The sequence below is a fragment of the Caminicella sporogenes DSM 14501 genome (genome assembly GCF_900142285.1).
Taxonomy (GTDB): Bacteria; Bacillota; Clostridia; order Peptostreptococcales; family Caminicellaceae; genus Caminicella; species Caminicella sporogenes.
Genome location: NZ_FRAJ01000006.1, coordinates 131,694 through 152,152, shown reverse-complemented (window position 1 = coordinate 152,152; position 20,459 = coordinate 131,694). Strand labels below are relative to the sequence as shown.

The following is a 20,459-nucleotide window of genomic DNA, read 5'->3' as shown; positions in this document are numbered from 1 at the left end:
TTTATCATATTATTTTAAATTATTATAAAATTCTTATTTTTATAATATTAAAAATGCTAATGGTGCTACAATTAAAAGAGTTAATATAGTTCTTTCTATCCATATAATTAATATTTCTGTAATACTTATAGGTATTTCAGTAGATAAAATACATGGTATTGAAGCTGAGAAAAACAATATCGAAGATATAGAAATAACTCCTATTATGAATTTAGTAATTAATGGAGCACTTGCTACAAGTAGTGCAGGTAAGAACATTTCTGCAACTTCTACTGCCATAGCTTTTGCCGCAAGCATTGGCTGTGGTACTCTTAACAACAATGCAAATGGATAGAATATATATCCAATTATATCGAATATAGGTGTATATTTAGCTAATATTAAACCCAACAAACCTACTGACAATATAGATGGAAGTATTCCCATTGCCATAACAAAACCATCTTTTAAATTATCCATAATATTTTTAACTAAAGAAGGAGATTCTTCCGCTGCCTTTAATCCTTCATCAAGAGCTTTTTTAAACAGATTTCCTTTAAACTCTGGTTCTGGGTCGCCTTCACCTGTAATATAGCTGTCATCCTTACTACTCAAAGGTTTTATTCTAACAGTAATGGCAGTTACTATAAATGTAATAATTAAAGTCGTCCAGAAAAACGTATTCCACATTTCCATAAGTCCAAGCGTTTTAGCAACAATTATCATAAAAGTAGCTGATACAGTTGAAAATCCTGTTGCAATAATACATGCTTCTTTTACAGTATATTTTCCTTCTTTAAAAACTCTATTTGTAATCAAAAGTCCTATAGAATAACTTCCAACAAAAGATGCAACTGCATCCACAGCAGACCTACCGGGAGTCTTCCAAATAGGTTTCATAACTGGTCTCATTAAAACACCTATAAACTCTAATAATCCATATCCAACTAAAAAAGCCAAAAATATCGCTCCTATGGGAACTATAAGACCAACTGGAATGACGAGTTTATTAAATAAAAATGGAACCATATCTTTTTCGAAGAGCCATGCTGGACCAAAATGAAAATAAGCCATAAAAGCAACTAATACTCCTAAAAGTTTAAGAAATGAAAACACTACTGTAACTTTATCTTTATTCCACGTTTTTTTATAAAAAGGTGCTATTCCGCCTATTATTATCACAATTAATGCATATATAGGCGTCAAAGAAGGCATACCTTTCTTAATTCCTGTAACTATGTGATCTAACGGAATAGTTGATTTCCCACCAATATTAATGGGAATGAAAAACATAAAAATTCCCACCAAACTAAAAACTATAAACTTTAATAATCCATTACTACTATTTCTTTTTGTTTGAACATTATTATCCATATAAAAACCCCCTTTATATATTAAATTATTTATTATACAATTATTATATAACATAATATATTTAATAATCTGAAAGTTCTATATATTTATATGAAACTGTCATAAAATTGTCATAATATTTAATGTATATTCATTTAAAATGCAAAATTTCAAAGTTTTATATATATATTTAAAGCAAATATTAGTTTAAGGGGTAATTTTTGTGGATAAAATTATGGTAGTTGATGATGAAAAGAAAATCGTTCATATGATAAGTCAATTTATGAAAATAAATAATTTAGAAGTTGTTTCTGCTTATAGCGGTAAGGAAGCAATCGAAAAGCTTAATAGCGATATTAAATTAGTTATATTAGATATAAATATGGAAAATCTAGATGGAATGGAAACATGCAAGATTATTAGAAAAAAAACTAATATTCCTATAATCTTTTTAAGTGCCAAATCAAGTCAATACGATAAAGTATTAGGTTTTGGAATTGGTGCAGATGACTATATAACAAAACCTTTCGACCCAATAGAGCTTGTAGCAAGAGTAAAAGCACATATAAGACGCTATAAAGAATATAACAACTCTAACCCTAATGCAAATAAAAATATAATCAAATTTGACAATATCGAAATACACATAAATGCTCATAAAGTCTTAAAAAATGGAAAAGAAATAAACTTATCAACAACTGAATTTAATTTACTATTATTTTTTATAAACAATGTGCACACTGTTCTAACTAGAAAACAAATTTTAAACAATGTATGGAAAAGTGAATTATACGATGAAAATACAGTAAATACATATGTAAAAAGACTGCGACATAAAATAGAGGACAATAAATCCAATCCAAAATATATAAAATCAATAAGAGGTATTGGCTATATTTTTGAAGCCAAAATAAACACTAATTCATAAATTTTCGTATAAATTGTTTGATATTAAAAATTAATTTCTACAATCACATAATTAATTAGTATTTTCTCTATTCATTTTTATCTTTTTCCATATATTTACTTATAAGCTTGTCTAATTTTTTACTAATCTTCAAAATCTCATCTAAATCTTTATCACCTTTATCGTTTTTTAAAAAGTTTTTTATTCTATCTCTAAATTTTCCCATTATCTTCACATCTCCCAAATATTTTATAACTTTAATTGTTACTAGAAACATTTTACAACAAATATAGGCAAATTGCAAACAAAAAATATATACAATTAGCTTATTTAGATTATTTTATTTTTTCGATAGAGTTTAAGTAACAGATTAATAAGAAGGTGGGAGAAAATGTGTACAACGAAATAGACAACAAAGCAATAGGTGAAAGAATAAGACAAGAAAGAGAAAAATTAGGATTAACAAGGGAAAAATTTGCTGAAATAGTTGAACTTTCCCCACTATATATAGGACAGCTTGAACGTGGCGAAAGACAAATGAGCTTAAATACTTTATTTAAAATTTCTGAATGTCTTCACATATCAATTGATTATCTGGTGAAAGGTTCAGATAAAGAAAAGCTGAATTATTTTGTAAAAGAAATTGAAAAAAATGATTATTTAAAAGATAGTTATAGCAAATCTTATACAAATGAGTTTCAAGAATTTATTTCACTTATTAATAAGTGTTCAAAAAAAGAAATTTCTATTTTTAAAGACATAATTAAAATAATTTTACCTCATTTAAAAAAATAATTTTTAAAATTCAATTATTTAATTACACAACCAATATTTAAAAGAAAAACGCATTAGACAAGATAAACTTTATCTTTCTAATGCGTTTTTTACATCTTAAAATTTATAAAGCAGCTTCAATTTTTCTTTTTCTTTGTCTATTACTTAAAATGAAAATACAATACCTAACAAAAACATAACTTACTATTAAAACAGCCAATAAAGTTTCAAATACAACTACATATTTTAAAATTACTATTGTTTGCCCTAAATTAACTAAAAAATTATATAACTTTTTTACAGCTATAGCACTAATTACAAAGGGAAAAGTAAAAGCCGAATAGCTTGGATAAAATTTAATTTTTAACATTTTAGGCATATATAAAAGTACTAAAAAAAACATAGCTAAAGACAAAATAGTTAAAAAATAAATTATAAACATATTTTTTGACTCAAATGAACTTAAATATCCTGCTAAACAAAGACTTGCAGGTGCTGTAAAAATTGTAATTGTAGGTAATACGGGTTCCTGAATTGCTTTAACAGCAAAAACCCTATAAACTACCAAAGGTAATAAAATTAAGTATGCTACAAACCCCAACCAAAATACTAACCTTCCTATATAATTTAAATCATATGCAGATGAAGTAACACTACCTACCACAATACCAACATAAACTACAAAATAACTTGGAAAAACTTTTTTAATATCAAAATTAAAAATAAATTTCTTTGTAAAATAAATTATTAAAGAAAAATGAATTACTAAAGCTAAAATCCAAATGCCATAAGCCACATAAGGCAAATGCGGTTTAATATAAGTAGACAAAATCATTATTCCCATAGAAAAAGTAGGGAAAACACTTGCGATAACGGGATTTTTAAGGTCTTCAACAATATCTTTTCTATAAATTCCCATCTTCAAAACAAGAAGTATAAAGATTACAAACGATAAGATACCAAAAATATTTTTATAAACAATACCATAAGATAATATTAAATTCCCCATTGCTGCTAAGGCTAACATCAATCCAGCAATAGGTAAAGGTATTTTTTTTATTATTCTACTTTTCACCTCTTCACCTCTTATTATTCATCAATATTTTTTATATTAAGCTCTCTTACTATTATTTCAGCAGCTTTTTGAGCTACCTCTCCAGTAAAAGAAATACACTGCTTTTTATGCTCTCCTGAAGCCATATCCATTCCCCTTGTATGAACATGACAGCATAAGCAACCATGATTATCTCTAAAGCTTTGTTGTAATTCATTAGCTAGTTGAAGAGTTTTTTGAACCTTTGAGTCTCCGCCTTTTGTTCTTCCAAAAAAATATCCAATTGTTAAAATGCCACCAGATACTGCTCCACATACACATTTTGACTTTCCTATACCAATAGGAAAACCTGAAGCCATTGCTATCATTTCATCTGGCATGTCAATTTCAAAATTATTTTTTATTGAACTGACAACTGCTTCTGAACAGTAAAAATCCCCTTTTCTAAATAATTCTTCTGCATCATTTCTAATTTTTTTAATACTCACTTCCTTCTTCAATGAAAGCTCCTCCTTTTGTCAAATGTTTAACACAATATAATATATAACATACATTTAGACAAAATAAAAATAAAATTCTCCAATAACTTTTACTTTATTATAAAAATATTTTATAAATAAAACTCATCAAAATAATTACCTGCTGCTTAATTTAATGGGAAACACAATTACAATAAAGAAATGACTTTATAATATTCTAAAACATTTAAATGCTTAAAGAAATGTATAACAATAGAAATGAATACATCTACACTTGAATATATTAGATAGAATGAAAAATTTTTTTCCAAGGTGCAAAGCACTTCATTATAAATCCGAACTTTAACCTCTAGCTTTGCACCAATTGCTTTTCAAAATGTTTAAAAAATATATAATTAATATCAATCAGAAATTATTTCATAATACTTTTCCCTTACTTTCTTCATATCTTCCCAAAATGGTCTTTTCTTCTTTACATCTCTAAGAAGAGCTGCTGGATGAAAAGTAGGCATTATAAAATATCCTTTTCTTTCTATCCATATACCTCTTTCACGAGTTATACTAAAATTTTTATCTATTATACTTCTTGCAGAAACTGCTCCAAGGCATACTATAATCTTCGGTCTTATGATTTTAACCTGCCACCTCAAATACGGTATACAAGCATTTATTTCATCTTCTCTTGGATTTCTATTATTAGGCGGTCTACATTTTACAATATTGGCTATATAAATTTCTTCTCTTTTAAAGCCAATACCTTGAATTGCTTTCGTAAGGAGCTTTCCTGCTGCCCCTACAAATGGTCGTCCCATCACATCTTCATTGTAACCCGGACCTTCTCCTATAAACATAATTACAGCTTCTGGATTTCCCTCACCAAAAACTACATTATTTCTTCCTCTACATAATCTACATCTTCTACATTTATGAGTTATTTGCTTTAATTCTTCTAAAGTATACATAGCTCTCTCCTAAACATTTATACTTTATTTATATATTGTTGGTTACAAGTTGCAAGTTTTAAAGTCAAACTTTTAAATAACTTAAAGTTCTTTAAAAACTCTCAATTCTTAACTGATATAATAATATTTTTTCATTAATTTGTTTAACTTATATATTACCTATCTAATAATGACTATAATAATATTTTAATACATTTTAATATAAAATCAAACCTATATCCTTGAAAATTATTCCAAATTGAAGTATTATAAAACAAAATCTTCAAAATTTTTCTTACAAGGAGGAATTTAAGTGAATCTCAATGAAAGAATTGAAAAAATGAAAGATGAAATCATTAAATCTACACAAGAAATAATAAGAATAAAAAGCGTTAAAGATGAGCCAAAGGAAAATATGCCATTTGGTGAAGGAATTTATAAATGTCTTCAATACGCTTTAAACCTCTCTAAAAGTTTTGGCTTCAAAACTAAAAATATAGATAATTATGCTGGTCATGCTGAATTTGGAAATGGTGATGAAGTAGTAGGTATATTAGTCCATCTCGATGTTGTTCCAGAAGGTGATAATTGGACATACCCTCCATATGGCAGTGAAATACATGATGGCAAAATATATGGTAGAGGAGCAATAGATGATAAAGGTCCTGCTATAGCTGCTCTTTATGCAATGAAAGCTCTAAAAGATTCAGGCATTAAATTAAATAAAAAAATTCGTATTATATTCGGAACTGATGAAGAAAGTGGGTGGAAAGGTATAGAATATTATTTAAAACATGAAAAAGCTCCCGATTTAGCATTTACTCCAGATGCTGATTTTCCAGCAATCAACGGTGAAAAAGGTATTCTCATTTTTGATTTAAATAAAAACTTTCAAAAAAATAGTGATAATAATGGAGTAAAAATAATAAAAATTAAAGGTGGCAATAGACCAAATATGGTTCCTGATTACTGTGAAGCTCATTTAATTTATAATGAATCATTAAAAGAAAAAATAGACAAATACACCAAAGAAAATAATGTAAAACTTGAATTAATTGAAAATAATAATAAGAAAATAATCAAATCATTTGGCATATCAGCCCATGGCAGCCTTCCAGAATCAGGTCAAAACGCAATTTCTCAACTTATAGTATTTCTAGGTACATTAAACTTATCTAAAGGAGAAATAGCTGATTTTATAAAATTTTATAATGATAAAATAGGTATGGAATATTATGGACAATCCATAGGATGTGGATTTGAAGATGAAGAATCTGGAAAATTAATATTTAATGTAGGTATTATAGACTTAAATGAAAATAGAGTAAAATTATCCGTAAATGTCAGATACCCTATAACTAACACTCAAGATGATGTTCTTACTGGAATAGAAAAGGAATTAATAGATACAGGAATAGTACTAAATTTACATGAACATATGGCACCAATTTATATCCCAAAAGACCACGATTTAATTAAAAAACTTATGAATGTATACAAAGATTTCACTGGGGATGAAAGAGAACCAATAACTATAGGTGGAGGAACTTATGCTAGAGCAATAAAAAATGCCGTTGCCTTCGGTCCTCTATTCCCGGGCGAACCAGAACTTGCTCATCAAAGAGATGAATATATATCCATTGAAAATTTAATTAAAATTACAAAAATATATGCCCATGCATTATATGAATTAGCAAAATAAAATATTTTTTATCTTAATCAAAATTAATATAATATTAAATATATATTTAATTTCAAAATCATAAAGTTATATAAGTTAAAAGTTGAGAGTTGTAATTTTAACCTTAACAACTCTTAACTTTTAACTTTAATTTTTTTAGTTTATTAAAAATGTATATATACTAGACAATTCCTATTTTATAATCTTTACATAAACTTTTCTATTTCTTGGTCCATCAAATTCACAAAAATATATTCCCTGCCAAGTTCCTAATAAAAGTCTTCCTTCTTCAATAATAACTGTCTGAGAAAATCCCATAATACTTGCTTTAATATGTGCAGCCGAATTTCCTTCTATATGTCTATAATTATCTTCTAATGGAACGATTTTATTAAGCTCCATAACCATATCCTTCTTTACATCAGGGTCTGCATTTTCGTTGATTGTTATTCCAGCTGTAGTATGTGGAATATATACTGTACATATTCCATTTTTAACACCAGATTTTTTAACTATATTTTCTATTTCACTCGTTATATCAATCAATTCCATATGTTTATTAGTCTTTAAATTAAGTAATTTAAGCATAATTTTCCCTCCTTCTTTAAATTTTGCATATCTTGTCAATAATATATTATAACAACCTAAATACATCTGCCTAGTCAATTAAAAACAATAATGTTATAATTAATTTGTTTTGTACATACAAAAAAATTATTTTGAGGAGGTATCCTAATGAAAAATACTAAATTTCTCATACAAGCATCAGTAATTGCTGCCATATATGCAGTTTTAACTATAGTTTTTGCTCCTATAAGCTATGGAGAAATACAAATTAGAATATCTGAAGCACTAACTATACTACCTTACTTTACTCCTGCTGCAATTCTTGGATTGTTCGTAGGATGCCTTATAGCTAACCTTTTAAGTCCTGTAGGAATTTTAGATATTATATTTGGAAGTCTTGCTTCTCTTATTGCAGCATATTTATCCTATAAAATGCCAAAAAAATGGCTAGTACCACTGCCACCTGTAATCGTAAATGGAATTATAATAGGACTTCTACTTAAATATGCTTATGGTATACCTCTTCCCCTTATATTGTTAATGGCATATGTATCAGTAGGACAAATTATAGCATGTTATGGATTAGGTTATCCTCTAATGTCTATTTTAGAAAAATATAAAAAAAAGATTTTCAATTAATCAAAGGCGTTTTTAACGCCTTATTTATTTTGTTCTATTAATGTTAATTATATAATCTTTTTTTCTCTTTTTAAATTCTGCACATATTAATATAAATATAGGAAGTATCACTTGAAACGGCAGTGCATAAAAACCATAAATCTCAAAAGCCCACTTAAACATTTCATTTGTACTGTCATATATTAAGTATGATAAATTAATCATAAGTAAAGACATAGGAACTACTATAAACCTGTAATCATTAAAGCCAAATAATTTTGTTATTCCCTTACAAGATGCTAATAAGCACATAGATATTTTTATAAATCCTCCTGCTAAAAATGATATAGATACAATTATTTCAAGACTTTGAATAAAATCACTTATTTTTATCCTGCCTACAGCTTTGTAAGAAGGAAACAAGAAAGAAACATATTCTTTTTCTCCAAATACCAACAATTCCGAAAAAGAAGTAGCAAAAATAATAATTCCACCTAATATCAATCCAGTTAAATATATTTTATATGATGACTTGTTATCAACAGATGAAAAAAATAATAAAAATACTACCGTTTCAGCAAATGGAAAAGAAAAAACTGAAAAAGCACCTTTGAAAACAGGCTTAAATCCTCTAGACAATATGGGTAAAATATTATCTATTTTCATATTAGGTACAAGAAGAATTATCGTAACAGTTATAAGAATAAATAGTATCATCAAATTTAAATTCGACCATCTTCCAAGTACCTCTATACCTTCTTTTACTCCCCATATACATACTATAATCATAAACAACATACTAATAATTATAGGAGTTTCAGGCAAAGATACATTTGTTATAAACTCTCCAAAATTTCTTAAAACTAGAGCTCCTAAATGAAATGAAAACCATATAAATAACAATGCTATAATTTTCCCTATAAATTTGCCAAATATTATTTCTACTATTTCAACTAAATCTTTTTGTGGAAATAGATAAAGAATTCTAGCATATACACATACTATAGGAACTGCAAACAGTATTGCTATAATCTCAGCTATCCAAGCATCTCTTCCAGCACTAGTTCCTGTTCCTAATATCAAACTACTTCCCATTATAAAAAGTGTTATCAACGCTATACCCTGTTTATTAGAAATAACCTCTCTATTCAATAACTTTTCCTCCTAGCTTTTTTAATTTGTCCATTCTTCTAATCTTCGCTGTAATAAATATCAAAATAGGTATAATAACTTGAAATGGAAAAGCATAATAAGGCCAAATTTCAGCAGACCAATTCACAAAATCCATTATATTATCACTTATTATATAAGCTAAATTTAACATCATTAAACTCATAGGTACTACTATAAATCTATAATCTGTAATATCAAATAACTTTGCAATCCCTTTAATTGAAGCAAGCATTGATATACTTATTTTGATAAAACCTCCTGTAAAAATAATAATAAAACTTAACATTTCTATACTCTTAATAGCTTTTCCAACACCTGCTCTTCTTACTGCAGCAATACCGGGAAAATACTGAAATGAATATTTATTTATTCCAATTACTAAAACATTTGTCAACTTTATTATCAAAATTAATACTCCACCAATAATTAATCCTAATAAATAAACTTTATACGTTTTTTCCTCTTTTTGTAAAGACGAAAAAATCATAATAAAAATAATTATCTCTCCAAAAGGAAAAGAAAAAGCTGAAAAAGCTCCTTTCATTACAGGTTTTATACCATTCATTAATACTGGTCTTATATTGTTTATATTCATTTTATGAATTAATACAATTACAAAAAAAAGTATAAAAAATATTATTAATGGCATAAAAAATTTTGCTACTCTCCCCAGCACCTCTATTCCTTCTTTTATGCCCCATACACATACAGTCAAAAGCGGTATAAATATTATAACCATTGGCGTTTCTGGCAGTAAAATATTAAAAACTTCTCCAAAGTCCCTTAGTACTAAAGCTGATAAATGAAATGAAAACCAAATATATAATATGCCAATAACTTTTCCAATATATTTGCCAAAAATTATTTCTAAAATATCAAAAAAATCTTTATGAGGATACATCAAAAGCAGTTTAGAATATATAAATATCATAGGTATTGTAAAAATAATGGAAATAACTATTGACATCCAAAGATCTTTTCCAGCCTCTGCTGCCGTTGGAAGCATTACTGTTCCATCAATTATAAACAAAACTAAAAGTGCAATCCCCTGTCTAATCGAAATAAATTCTTTTTTCAATAATATTCCTCCCAGGCAAAAATTAATAGTTTACTTTAATAGGCCTAGATGTCAGTGCACTGCTCTTTATTGTTACTTTTACATTGACTTTAGTTTTTATATTACTAAAAATTTCTTCCCAGTTAGGTTTTATATCTTTCCATACAGAAGGCATTTTTTTATTTATTACTTTACTAAACTCAAAAATATCACTTTTATACTGATTTTGAACCTTTTTTATTAAATCTTCTACCTGTTTTTTAATTAAATTTTCAGTATCTTCTTTAAGTTTTTCCCTACCCTTGTTACTTATAACATCAATATCTCCACCTATTTCCCCAATGCTTACTATTAACTTTATGTCTATATTTACAACTAAATTATTCCCTGAACGTACCGGCTTAATTTTTGTATTATTATCAAGCACTTCTAACCCAACCTTTACAATTCCTCTCGATGTATCACAATCTACTGTTATTACTCCTCCTTTTATCTCATCAATTAAAAATAAAAAACTCCTACTTTCAATAGTATTCAACCATCCAACTATTCTATCTTTTTTAAAAACAGCAATTTCCTCTACTTGAGTAAAAACTTTACCTTCTTTCTCCACAATTTTTACACCGGGTAAAGTTGGAGATGCTCCTTCAGACTGCAATATCTCCATAAACCTCCACAAAGGAACTGCATAGTAAGTACATATTCTATTAGAGTTTTTAAATACATTATCTAAATTAAAAGATATTATTTCTTGAGGCTTTTTATAATCTATCTCATATATTTTAGAAGCACTTTCCTCTTTAGATACTAAAAGCCATATATCATCTTTAAACTCTGCATCTCTGCTAATATAATCTAAAACCGAAAGAAGCTTTTTATTTACAACACTTTTACCTAAAATAATAACTTTCGTATGTGCCCAAAACAATTTCCGCCCATTTTTAAATATTAAATCTCTAACTCCATCAAATGCCGTCTCTCCTCTGCTTTGAAAAATTTCCCTTTTAATCTGCGTACTTGAACCCTGAGGACTTGCAATCTCTGCAGTAATAATGTATTCATCTTTGCTTTTATCATAATCCACTGCTATTCCTGCTACAAATCTCATCTTGTTTATATCTTTATAATTCCAACAGCCAATTAAAAGAAGATTATTTACAATTATCAACAAAATCAACTTATAAAACTTGTTCATTTGTATCATTCCTATTTAAAACTTAAATATTTATTATTGCCTTTACTGCCTTTTCTAACGGTTTAGCAGGACTTGGTATTTTTACTCCTAAACTCAATAATAAACTTATAACAAATGCACCAATAAATGTTATTAAATATACAGCCAGTTCTTTTTTTTGGTTTCTTTTTATTAAAGGCAGTATTTCAATAATTCCTATAATTATATATGCTAAAATAATTAGCAAAAACATATTTTAATCCTCCACATCAATTGACTTTAATCTTAAAGCTGTTCCTTTAATACTTAAATCTACATTTACTTTTATATTTAGATTTAAAAAGTATTCATCCCACTTATCTCGAATTTTTTTCCATTGTTTTGGAAATTTCCTCTCTATAATTGTTCCAAAACCAAAAATATCACTTCTATATTCCTTTTGAACTTTTTTAATAACATTTTGTATATCATTTTTTATAACTTGTTCTCCTTTTTCTTGCAATCTTTTTATTTTTTTTTCATCAGTTAAATCTATTTTTGCTCCGATTTCATTTATATTCACTTTAGTTTTTACATCTATATTCATAGTTAATTTTTCATCAGAATATACAGGTGTAATTTTAGTCTTATTATCAAATATCTCCATTGCAATTTTAATAGGCTTATCAAATAGCTTATCTTCCTGTATTACCAAAGTTCCCCCTTTCAGCTCATTAATAACTAATAAAAAACTCTTTGTCTCTATTCCATTTAAAAATCCAACACTTTCCAATTTTTTAAATACTACTGTACCAAAAACTTCTACAACATCTCTATTGTTATATGTAATTTTAGAAACCAACGGTAACACGGGTGAAATTCCTTTAATAGCTAATTTATCAACAAATTCCCACAACGGTACAGCATGAAACTTTGATACACTTTTTTTATTTTCCATCATATCCTCCAAATGATATGCTACTATTTTATCCAGCTGAAGATTTGCTTCTAATATTTCTCTTGCCTCTTTATTTCTTGATACAAAAAGCCAAATATTATCTCTCAGCTCTACATCTCTATCCATAAAGTCAATAACGCCTAAAAATTTATTTTTATTTTTTAATAGTGATTTGCTTAACACCATAACTTTTGCATGACTCCAAAACAACTTTTGACCTGACTTTTCTATTATATTTCTTATTGCTTCAAAAATTGTACTGCCTTCACTATAAAAAATCTCTTGTTTTGTTCTTTCCGTTTCTTTTCCAAGTCTATTAGTAACAGTTTCCACTGTTAAAATAATCTTGTCATTTTTTTCATCATAGTCTACAGCTGCTCCAGAAACTATTCTTTTATCATTTATTTCTACATAATTCCAACAAGAAGTAAGAACAGTTATATTTAAAATCATTATTATAATTAAAACTCCTATTATCTCTTTTTTCATAATATTACCTCTTCTTGCTTCGTGGAGTATTATTACGTATAATATCTTTTGCTGCAATTAACTTCGACCTATAATTCATAACCCACCATGGAGCACGTATAGCTGTATCTTTTATTTCTTGCTCACTTAATGAATCTAAATTAGACATATATGGTACTCCAAATGACCTCATTGACATTAAATGAATTAAAAGTCCTATAATGCCAAATATATATCCATATAAACCTAAAAACGCCGACAGTAATAAAAAAATTGTTCTGACAACTAGTATAGGGCCTAACATTTTGGGCAACAAAAAATTAGAAAATCCTGTTACAGCTACTACTATAACAATTGGTGCACTTACAAATTTTGCTTCTACTGCAGCTGAACCCAAAATTATAGCTCCTATAAAGCTTATAGATGACCCAATAGGAGCAGGTAATCTTACTCCACCTTCTCTAATTATTTCAAAAGCAAAAAGCATGAGTAATGCTTCTACAATAGTAGGAAATGGTACACCTTCTCTTGCCGCCGAAATACTCAAAAGCAGTGGTGTAGGTATCATTTCCTGATGAAATGTAGTTAAAGCAACATAAATAGCAGGAATACTCGTAGAAATGAAAAAACCTAAAACCTTTATTATTCTATTAATAGATGCATAAATAAAATGCTGATAATAATCTTCATTCGACTGAAAATATTCCATAAATAAATATGGTAATGTCAGTACATTAGGAGTTCCATCAACTATCAAAGCAATTCTACCCTCTAATAATCTTGCTACTACTATATCAGGTCTTTCTGTATTTCCAATAGTTTCAAATGGTGATAGAGGAGAATCTTTAATTAACTCCTCTATATATGCTGATTCTATTATGCCATCTATATTTATTTTCTTTATTCTTTTGTCTAACTCTTTAATAATTTTTTCTGATGCTATTCCCTGTATATAGCAAATACAAATTCTCGTTTTGCTTTCTCTACCAATTTCTCTAAATTTAAATTTTAAATCAGGACTTCTTATCCTTCTTCTTATCAATGTATAATTTACATCTATTGATTCAGTAAAACCATCTTTAGGTCCTCTAATAACCCTTTCCGACATGGGTTCCATTATAGGCCTTTGCTTCCAATTTCTAGTATTAATTAATATTGCTTCATCAACACCATCTATTAGCAATATAGTATTTCCATATAACAAAAATCCATCTATCTCATCTATATCAGATGCTCTTCGGCAATCACAAGACGATATAACTTTTGTCAGTATATAATCTATTCTTTTTTTTCTTGGAATATTTGTTCCTAGTTTTGAACTAATAATAGGTTTTATAATGCCATCATTAATTTCAACTATTTTACTTAAATTTACATCAAACAATATACAAAACTTTATACTACTTGATGCCTTGCTTTCAAATCTTCTATATATAATAGTTTCATCATTATCATGAATACTTTTAAACAGATTAATATTTTCATCTAGCGACTTAGTAAGTTTTAATTTTTTATTTTGTTCTTTTCTAAATACCTTATCCTTTATTATCTTAAACAAAATATATCCACCCTTTTGAATTTTGTACAAAAATTCACTTTATAAGTATTATTTGCAAAATATATCTTTATATTCTAAAATTTAATTCCATTTAAAAAACAACCAAAAAACTCTGCAACTATGTTATTTTCTTAAAAAAATTTAAATTTTAATAAAAAAAAATTGACATCTAAAATTAGATGCCAATTTTTTTATTAAAATCTCACTATAAAATGATTGCCTTCTTCATCTACTACAAGTTCTATAGTTCCTCCATTTTTCTCAACTAATTTTTTTACAATATGAAGTCCTAATCCGCTTCCCTCTTTACCTTTTGTAGTAAAACCTTTTGTAAAAATCTTGTCCCTAATTTCTTCTGGAATAATTGGAACATTATTTATTATTTCAAATACATATTCATCTAAATCATTATATATTCTTATAATTAATTTTTTTTCCAAAGCATCATCTTTTTCAAGAGCATATATAGCATTTTTAATAAGATTAGTTAATATTTTAGTCAAATCATATATCTTTACAGGTATTTTTTCAGAAAGCTTTATACAATCTATTTCAACTTCTATATTTTTTTCTCTAGCTTGAGAAATTGCTGTAAAAATAGTAGATTCTATTTCTGGAATACCTATTTCATATTTATCTTTTATAATCAAACCTTCTTTAGATAAATCTATCAGATATTCCAAAGCCTTTTCAGGATAATTAAGCTCAATAAGTCCTCTAATAATTTGTAAATGATTCATAAAATCATGCTTATACATACGCAATTTCTCATTCATCTTTTCAGTAAAAACTAATCGATAATGCGCCATTTCTTTTTCCGTAATAACTTTTGAAAGCACTATAACTTCTATTACTATCCAAAACGCAAGTAAAAGACTTATAAGTACAATAAACCCAATACTTTTATTTAAGTGTGCTTTTATACCCATTGTTAATTCATCTTTAGGTACAACTACTGTCAAATACCAATTTAGCTTATTAATACGTGTAGTCCCAATAAAATACTTTTTATTTTTTATATTAAACTCTTTCATTCTATTAAATGTCTCATTTTTTATTAAATCTCTCAATATATCTTCTGAAACAGCATATCTAGGCTTTGTAAGTACAAATTTCTTATTTTCATCATATATCGATAATTCTCCATCAAATCCAAAAGAATAGTGTTTGTAAAGTTTTATAATTTTTTTTGTATCCATAATTGCAAAAACATAACCTACATCTTTTTTTTCATCTAGTGATTTTATCTTTCTGACTAAAAAAAGTACTTTTTCATCTTTTGCATTTGAAAAAAACTTTTTCGACTCATCATATATCCAAAATATATCTTTATCACTATCAGTTTTATAAATTTCCTTCAAAACTTCATCAAAAAAATTTTTCGATTTATCAGTAATAAAATTTTCATCACAATTTATTATCTTATTTGTTTGTACAATACATATAATCTCTTTAATGTAAAGATTTTCTTTTTGTATTTCTCGAAATTTTCTAGCAATAAACTTTTTTACTCTCATTCTATAATCATCTTTTAATATTTCAAAATCTTCTATTCCCTTACGAATCCCCCTATGATTTACTACTTCATTAATAGAACGTTCAGTATCCATTAATATAAAATCAATTGTCTTGCTAAATTTTCCTAATATATCTTCTACCTTCTCAATTTTTTCCTTCTCAACTACTTTTATTGTCCTATTATAAATAAGATATATATTTAAAGCCATAGGTATATATATTAATACTAAAAATCCTATTAATATCCTAACACGAAATACTTTATCATTCTTAAAAAGCTCTAATAATTTTTTCATAAGTTTTTCACCCATTTTATCTAATAATCATTAGTTTTATTTTACTAAACATGATTGTTTTTTTTCAAGCAAATTTATCTTTTATTTAACTTCTTTTAGCAGTTTGTTTAACAAGCTGATGTCCTAGTACCGATACTCCTGTAATTAAAATTCCTTGTATGAATGCTTGGAGAGCAAAACCTAATTTTACTGTCATCGCTACCACACTAATTATTAACAATATCCATGGTATAAACCAATCTGGAATTTTAGGCGTCTTTTTTAGAAAAATTCCTATTACCCATATAACAGGTACTAATATAAGTGATTCTTCTGATAAATAACTAAACAAATCCATAAATAATCCCTCCTTATTAAATCATATGAATAAAAAATATAAAATAGTGTAAAATTTTCCTGATTTTTCGTTTATATATATTTTTTATTTATGCAAATAATAATAACTGAAAGAGGTGAATATAATGAATAAAAACACATCTAAAAAAAATTCTTCAAACACAACTATTAAAAGTAATGAAACTGCCGCTTGGGCCAATATAGAAAAACTAGAAAACATTTCAAATGTACCTATCCCAAGTGAATTTCAGGTGGAAAATGCAAAAAAATGGGTAGATGAAAATCAAAAATAACAATTGACGGCTATTTAGCCGTCATTTTATTTTTCCAATAAAATCATAACTATGTAATTTTTTTCTTAACTCGCTTAAATATATCTGATAATATTATTTATAATAGATTAATTTTATTAATAAAATAGTCAAAAAGGGGTGCTTAACATGAAATACGATATAAACAAAAAATATATTATTAAAATCTTAAAAGAATTATTAACCATTCCTAGTCCAAGCGGCTTTTGTCATGAAATAATGAAAAAAATTAAAAACGAAGTTAATGATTTAGGCTATGAATTTTATATGACAAATAAAGGATGTGGAGTTATCACTATACCGGGTAAAAATGACAATTATATTATAGGTCTTTCTGCTCATGTAGATACACTTGGTGCAATGGTTCGTTCTATTAAAGACTCTGGAATGATAAGATTTACTCCTATAGGCGGTTATATGATGAATACCGTTGAATGTGAATACTGTAAAATACATACACGCAGCGGAAAAATATATGATGGTACAATTCTCACTACAAAACCATCTGTACACGTTTATTCTGATGCCAAGGACCAAAAACGTGAAGAACTAAATATGGAAATAAGAATAGATGAAATAGTTAATTCTAAAGAAGATGTAGAAAAACTCGGCATATCCGTAGGTGATTTCATATCTTTTGATTCTAGAACAGTAATTAAAGAAAATGGTTTTATTAAATCAAGACATCTAGACGATAAAGCTGGTGTTGCAGTTTTATTCGGATTTATGGAAATACTAAAAAGAAACAAAATTACCCCTAATAACACTATTAAAATTTTCATATCTACTTATGAAGAAATAGGTCACGGCTCGTCTTATATTCCCAAAGAAATTGATGAACTTATTGCAATAGATATGGGAGCAATAGGTGATGATTTAAATTGTACAGAATTTGATGTTTCTATATGTGCTAAAGATTCTTCTGGTCCATATGATTACAATATGGTATCAAGACTTATAAATCTTGCTAAAAAACATAATTTACAATTTTCAGTAGATATTTATCCTAATTATGGTTCTGATGTTTCAGCTGCTTTAAAAGCCGGAAACAATATAAGAGGTGCTTTAATTGGTCCCGGTGTTCATGCTTCACATAGTATTGAACGTACACATATAGATGCTTTAATAAATACTACAAAACTCATCTCGGCATATATCTTAGAAACAGAAAATTAGGAGCAGACTTAAATATTCATTTCCTTAAAAGACCTGTTTTTTACATAAACAGGTCTTTTAAGTTTTTATAATTTATTTATTATACTTGCATTATATGCCGCTCCAAAACCATTATCTATATTTACTACACTAACTCCACTAGCACAACTATTGAGCATTGATAATAAAGATGAAAGTCCTCCAAAATTTGCTCCATATCCTACACTAGTCGGCACTGCTATTACAGGCTTATTTACAAGTCCACCAACTACACTTGCAAGTGCACCTTCCATTCCCGCAACTACAATTATTACCTTTGCTCCTCTTATTATATCTAATTTAGCAAACAATCTATGTATTCCAGCAACTCCAACATCAATAATCTTTTCTACTCTATTCCCCAAAATTTTAGCTGTTTCATAAGCTTCTTCAACTACTGGCAAATCTGAAGTTCCAGCTGCAATTATAGCTATATAACTATCAGTATATTCCTCTGGAGTTTTCCTTATAGTAATCGTTCTGCCAAGTTTATTATACTGTGCATCTTCACATATTTCCTTTATAGCCCTATACATTTCTTCACTTGCACGAGTGGCAAGTATATTTTTATTTTTTGTAAGCATAAATTCCACAATATCTCTTACTTGCTCTACCGTTTTGCCCTCACAATAAATAACTTCTGGATAGCCACCTCTAATTTCTCTATGATTATCTATCTTGGCAAATCCTAAATCTTTAAAAGGCAAATCTTCCAGTACTTTTACTGCCTCATCTATATCAATTTCTCCAGATTTAAACTGTCTCAAAAGTTTTTTTATCTCTTGCTTATTCATTCAAAATTCCTCCATTATAAGTACAAAAATATATTTGGAACAGTTATAAACTGTTCCCATACTACTAACTACTTTTTCTTACTATTCGCTACTTATCATTTGATTAAAACTTCCTACTCTATATCCTTCCATGTCAAGAGTAATATATTTAAATCCATATTTTTTGAACTCTTTTGCAATTTTATCCAAAAGTTTTTCATCAAATAGTTTTTTTCTATCTTCTCTATTTACTTCAATCCTAGCTAAATTTTTATGACATCTCACTCTAACCGCTTTAAATCCTATATCCATCATGTATTGTTCGGCTTTTTCGATTTTTTCAAAATCCTCTATTTTAAATTCTTCACCATAAGGCAGTCTCGTCAAAAGACATGCATAAGAAGGTTTATTCCATGTTTTAAGACCTAATTTTTTTGATAAAATTCTTATGTCTTCTTTAGTTAAGTTAACTTCAAAAAGCGGACTTTTTATATTTAGCTCTTTTAAAGCCTTTATCCCCGGTCTGTAATCATTTGTATCATCAAAATTTGTTCCATCTACAATATAATCATATCCCTGATTTTTTGCAATTTCCCTTATCTTAGAAAATATAAATTTTTTACATAAATAACATCTGTTTTTAGGATTTCTTTTTATGGTATCAATAATTGGTATTCTTATTATTTCACAATCAACATTTAATTCATCTGCCAGTTCCCTTGCTTCTTTAATTTCCCACTTAGCCATATATGGAGAAACAATTGTAACAGCCTTTACTTTATCTTTTAAAGCATCTTTTGCTGCTTTAAGTAAAAAAGTGCTGTCTACTCCTCCTGAAAATGCTACTAAAACTTTTTTTAAATCTTTTAAATAATTTATTAGTTTTAAATATTTTTCATCACTTATCATTGTACTCCTCCATAAGCTTACTTACTTCTCTATATACTTCTTTGATAGCTATATTATTTTCATGTGCAATACGTCTGCAATCTTCAAATTCAGGTTTACAGCTTACCATTTTTCCATTAAAATACGAATTTTTAATAGTAACTGCTCCATATTTAGTATTTAATTTAAAAAAATTTCTTTTAAGCATAACTTTTTTTACTCCAAATTTTCTAATACCTATTGAAGTAGTTTCTTCAAAAATTATCTTTTCTATATCTTCTTCATGTTCGCTATTAACTAATATACTTAACTTTATTGCTGGTCTGCCCTTTTTCATAATAATTGGTGTCTTATAAACATCTAAAGCTCCAGCTTCAAATAATTTTTCTTCTATATAGCTGTAAATTTCAGGATTCATATCAT

At 27.3% G+C, this 20,459-nt stretch carries 23 protein-coding genes; 6 read left to right on the top strand and 17 right to left on the bottom strand.

Annotated features, from left to right (window positions below; genetic code table 11):
• Positions 1-39: 39 nt before the first annotated feature.
• A complete protein-coding gene (locus BUA90_RS04720; RefSeq protein ID WP_072966229.1) occupies positions 40-1,353 on the bottom strand; it encodes a YjiH family protein in 1,314 nt (437 codons plus the stop codon).
• A 202-nt stretch (positions 1,354-1,555) separates the two neighbouring features.
• On the opposite strand from BUA90_RS04720, the gene BUA90_RS04715 reads away from it, so the two are divergent.
• The gene (locus tag BUA90_RS04715; RefSeq protein ID WP_094756729.1) at positions 1,556-2,260 is read left to right on the top strand and encodes a response regulator transcription factor; all 705 of its coding nucleotides are present in this window, start codon (positions 1,556-1,558) and stop codon (positions 2,258-2,260) included.
• A 67-nt stretch (positions 2,261-2,327) separates the two neighbouring features.
• Here BUA90_RS04715 and BUA90_RS12245 read toward each other — a convergent pair whose 3' ends face one another.
• Positions 2,328-2,465: a Spo0E family sporulation regulatory protein-aspartic acid phosphatase gene (locus tag BUA90_RS12245; protein WP_120240138.1), complete on the bottom strand. Its 138-nt coding sequence runs from the start codon at positions 2,463-2,465 to the stop codon at positions 2,328-2,330.
• Positions 2,466-2,632: 167 nt separating this feature from the next.
• On the opposite strand from BUA90_RS12245, the gene BUA90_RS04710 reads away from it, so the two are divergent.
• The gene (locus BUA90_RS04710; RefSeq protein WP_242945041.1) at positions 2,633-3,034 is read left to right on the top strand and encodes a helix-turn-helix domain-containing protein; all 402 of its coding nucleotides are present in this window, start codon (positions 2,633-2,635) and stop codon (positions 3,032-3,034) included.
• A 103-nt stretch (positions 3,035-3,137) separates the two neighbouring features.
• On the opposite strand, the gene BUA90_RS04705 is transcribed toward BUA90_RS04710, so the two are convergent.
• The 3 genes from BUA90_RS04705 to BUA90_RS04695 all read right to left on the bottom strand — a co-directional run bounded on the left by BUA90_RS04705 (position 3,138) and on the right by BUA90_RS04695 (position 5,508).
• Complete coding sequence (locus BUA90_RS04705) at positions 3,138-4,088, bottom strand: TDT family transporter (protein ID WP_330390661.1); 951 nt, start codon at positions 4,086-4,088, stop codon at positions 3,138-3,140.
• A gap of 14 nt (positions 4,089-4,102) precedes the next feature.
• Entirely contained in the window at positions 4,103-4,567 is a 465-nt protein-coding gene (locus tag BUA90_RS04700; RefSeq protein ID WP_072966227.1) for a C-GCAxxG-C-C family (seleno)protein, read from the bottom strand.
• A gap of 380 nt (positions 4,568-4,947) precedes the next feature.
• A complete protein-coding gene (locus BUA90_RS04695; protein WP_072966226.1) occupies positions 4,948-5,508 on the bottom strand; it encodes a uracil-DNA glycosylase in 561 nt (186 codons plus the stop codon).
• Between the two features lie 292 nt (positions 5,509-5,800).
• Here BUA90_RS04695 and pepV point away from each other — a divergent pair, with 292 nt between their 5' ends.
• Positions 5,801-7,189, top strand: a complete 1,389-nt coding sequence (pepV, locus tag BUA90_RS04690) for a dipeptidase PepV (protein ID WP_072966225.1) — start codon at positions 5,801-5,803, stop codon at positions 7,187-7,189.
• Positions 7,190-7,360: 171 nt separating this feature from the next.
• On the opposite strand, the gene BUA90_RS04685 is transcribed toward pepV, so the two are convergent.
• On the bottom strand, positions 7,361-7,756 hold the full coding sequence (locus BUA90_RS04685; protein ID WP_072966224.1) for a secondary thiamine-phosphate synthase enzyme YjbQ: 396 nt from the start codon (positions 7,754-7,756) through the stop codon (positions 7,361-7,363).
• Between the two features lie 147 nt (positions 7,757-7,903).
• Between BUA90_RS04685 and BUA90_RS04680 the strand changes: the two genes are divergently transcribed.
• Positions 7,904-8,374: a QueT transporter family protein gene (locus BUA90_RS04680; protein WP_072966223.1), complete on the top strand. Its 471-nt coding sequence runs from the start codon at positions 7,904-7,906 to the stop codon at positions 8,372-8,374.
• Between the two features lie 24 nt (positions 8,375-8,398).
• Here BUA90_RS04680 and BUA90_RS04675 read toward each other — a convergent pair whose 3' ends face one another.
• From BUA90_RS04675 to BUA90_RS04640, 8 genes are all read right to left on the bottom strand, one after another.
• Complete coding sequence (locus tag BUA90_RS04675) at positions 8,399-9,505, bottom strand: GerAB/ArcD/ProY family transporter (protein ID WP_072966222.1); 1,107 nt, start codon at positions 9,503-9,505, stop codon at positions 8,399-8,401.
• Positions 9,498-10,604 (bottom strand): GerAB/ArcD/ProY family transporter, encoded by a 1,107-nt coding sequence (locus BUA90_RS04670; protein ID WP_072966221.1) that lies wholly within the window; start codon positions 10,602-10,604, stop codon positions 9,498-9,500. Before BUA90_RS04670 ends, BUA90_RS04675 begins: the two co-directional genes overlap by 8 nt.
• A 22-nt stretch (positions 10,605-10,626) precedes the next feature.
• Entirely contained in the window at positions 10,627-11,778 is a 1,152-nt protein-coding gene (locus BUA90_RS04665; RefSeq protein ID WP_072966220.1) for a Ger(x)C family spore germination protein, read from the bottom strand.
• Between the two features lie 22 nt (positions 11,779-11,800).
• Entirely contained in the window at positions 11,801-12,010 is a 210-nt protein-coding gene (locus BUA90_RS04660; protein ID WP_072966219.1) for a hypothetical protein, read from the bottom strand.
• Positions 12,011-12,013: 3 nt separating this feature from the next.
• Positions 12,014-13,183, bottom strand: a complete 1,170-nt coding sequence (locus BUA90_RS04655) for a Ger(x)C family spore germination protein (RefSeq protein WP_072966218.1) — start codon at positions 13,181-13,183, stop codon at positions 12,014-12,016.
• 4 nt (positions 13,184-13,187) lie between these two features.
• Positions 13,188-14,720, bottom strand: a complete 1,533-nt coding sequence (locus BUA90_RS04650) for a spore germination protein (protein ID WP_072966217.1) — start codon at positions 14,718-14,720, stop codon at positions 13,188-13,190.
• A 194-nt stretch (positions 14,721-14,914) separates the two neighbouring features.
• Positions 14,915-16,534, bottom strand: a complete 1,620-nt coding sequence (locus BUA90_RS04645; RefSeq protein WP_072966216.1) for an ATP-binding protein — start codon at positions 16,532-16,534, stop codon at positions 14,915-14,917.
• Positions 16,535-16,619: 85 nt separating this feature from the next.
• The gene (locus BUA90_RS04640) at positions 16,620-16,871 is read right to left on the bottom strand and encodes a phage holin family protein (RefSeq protein WP_072966215.1); all 252 of its coding nucleotides are present in this window, start codon (positions 16,869-16,871) and stop codon (positions 16,620-16,622) included.
• A 124-nt stretch (positions 16,872-16,995) separates the two neighbouring features.
• On the opposite strand from BUA90_RS04640, the gene BUA90_RS04635 reads away from it, so the two are divergent.
• Complete coding sequence (locus BUA90_RS04635) at positions 16,996-17,163, top strand: CDIF630_02480 family spore surface protein (RefSeq protein ID WP_072966214.1); 168 nt, start codon at positions 16,996-16,998, stop codon at positions 17,161-17,163.
• Between the two features lie 147 nt (positions 17,164-17,310).
• Positions 17,311-18,357: a M42 family metallopeptidase gene (locus tag BUA90_RS04630; RefSeq protein ID WP_072966213.1), complete on the top strand. Its 1,047-nt coding sequence runs from the start codon at positions 17,311-17,313 to the stop codon at positions 18,355-18,357.
• A gap of 65 nt (positions 18,358-18,422) precedes the next feature.
• Here the strand turns inward: BUA90_RS04630 and larB are convergent, their stop codons facing one another.
• From larB to larC2, 3 genes are all read right to left on the bottom strand, one after another.
• On the bottom strand, positions 18,423-19,169 hold the full coding sequence (larB, locus tag BUA90_RS04625) for a nickel pincer cofactor biosynthesis protein LarB (RefSeq protein ID WP_072966212.1): 747 nt from the start codon (positions 19,167-19,169) through the stop codon (positions 18,423-18,425).
• A gap of 81 nt (positions 19,170-19,250) precedes the next feature.
• The gene (gene larE, locus BUA90_RS04620) at positions 19,251-20,057 is read right to left on the bottom strand and encodes an ATP-dependent sacrificial sulfur transferase LarE (RefSeq protein WP_072966211.1); all 807 of its coding nucleotides are present in this window, start codon (positions 20,055-20,057) and stop codon (positions 19,251-19,253) included.
• Entirely contained in the window at positions 20,047-20,454 is a 408-nt protein-coding gene (gene larC2, locus BUA90_RS12735) for a nickel pincer cofactor biosynthesis protein LarC2 (protein ID WP_465220306.1), read from the bottom strand. The genes larE and larC2 overlap by 11 nt, the downstream gene beginning before the upstream one ends.
• Positions 20,455-20,459 lie beyond the last annotated feature (5 nt).

What these genes read in the sequence shown, in the direction of transcription:
- BUA90_RS04720 (WP_072966229.1), bottom strand. Translation starts at nt 1,353, where the DNA reads ATGGATAATAATGTTCAAACAAAAAGAAATAGTAGTAATGGATTATTA.
- larC2 (WP_465220306.1), bottom strand. Translation starts at nt 20,454, where the DNA reads ATGAATCCTGAAATTTACAGCTATATAGAAGAAAAATTATTTGAAGCT.
- BUA90_RS12245 (WP_120240138.1), bottom strand. Translation starts at nt 2,465, where the DNA reads ATGGGAAAATTTAGAGATAGAATAAAAAACTTTTTAAAAAACGATAAA.
- larE (WP_072966211.1), bottom strand. Translation starts at nt 20,057, where the DNA reads ATGATAAGTGATGAAAAATATTTAAAACTAATAAATTATTTAAAAGAT.
- BUA90_RS04660 (WP_072966219.1), bottom strand. Translation starts at nt 12,010, where the DNA reads ATGTTTTTGCTAATTATTTTAGCATATATAATTATAGGAATTATTGAA.
- BUA90_RS04630 (WP_072966213.1), top strand. Translation starts at nt 17,311, where the DNA reads ATGAAATACGATATAAACAAAAAATATATTATTAAAATCTTAAAAGAA.
- BUA90_RS04635 (WP_072966214.1), top strand. Translation starts at nt 16,996, where the DNA reads ATGAATAAAAACACATCTAAAAAAAATTCTTCAAACACAACTATTAAA.
- BUA90_RS04680 (WP_072966223.1), top strand. Translation starts at nt 7,904, where the DNA reads ATGAAAAATACTAAATTTCTCATACAAGCATCAGTAATTGCTGCCATA.
- BUA90_RS04685 (WP_072966224.1), bottom strand. Translation starts at nt 7,756, where the DNA reads ATGCTTAAATTACTTAATTTAAAGACTAATAAACATATGGAATTGATT.
- BUA90_RS04640 (WP_072966215.1), bottom strand. Translation starts at nt 16,871, where the DNA reads ATGGATTTGTTTAGTTATTTATCAGAAGAATCACTTATATTAGTACCT.
- BUA90_RS04645 (WP_072966216.1), bottom strand. Translation starts at nt 16,534, where the DNA reads ATGAAAAAATTATTAGAGCTTTTTAAGAATGATAAAGTATTTCGTGTT.
- BUA90_RS04695 (WP_072966226.1), bottom strand. Translation starts at nt 5,508, where the DNA reads ATGTATACTTTAGAAGAATTAAAGCAAATAACTCATAAATGTAGAAGA.
- larB (WP_072966212.1), bottom strand. Translation starts at nt 19,169, where the DNA reads ATGAATAAGCAAGAGATAAAAAAACTTTTGAGACAGTTTAAATCTGGA.
- BUA90_RS04665 (WP_072966220.1), bottom strand. Translation starts at nt 11,778, where the DNA reads ATGAACAAGTTTTATAAGTTGATTTTGTTGATAATTGTAAATAATCTT.
- BUA90_RS04655 (WP_072966218.1), bottom strand. Translation starts at nt 13,183, where the DNA reads ATGAAAAAAGAGATAATAGGAGTTTTAATTATAATAATGATTTTAAAT.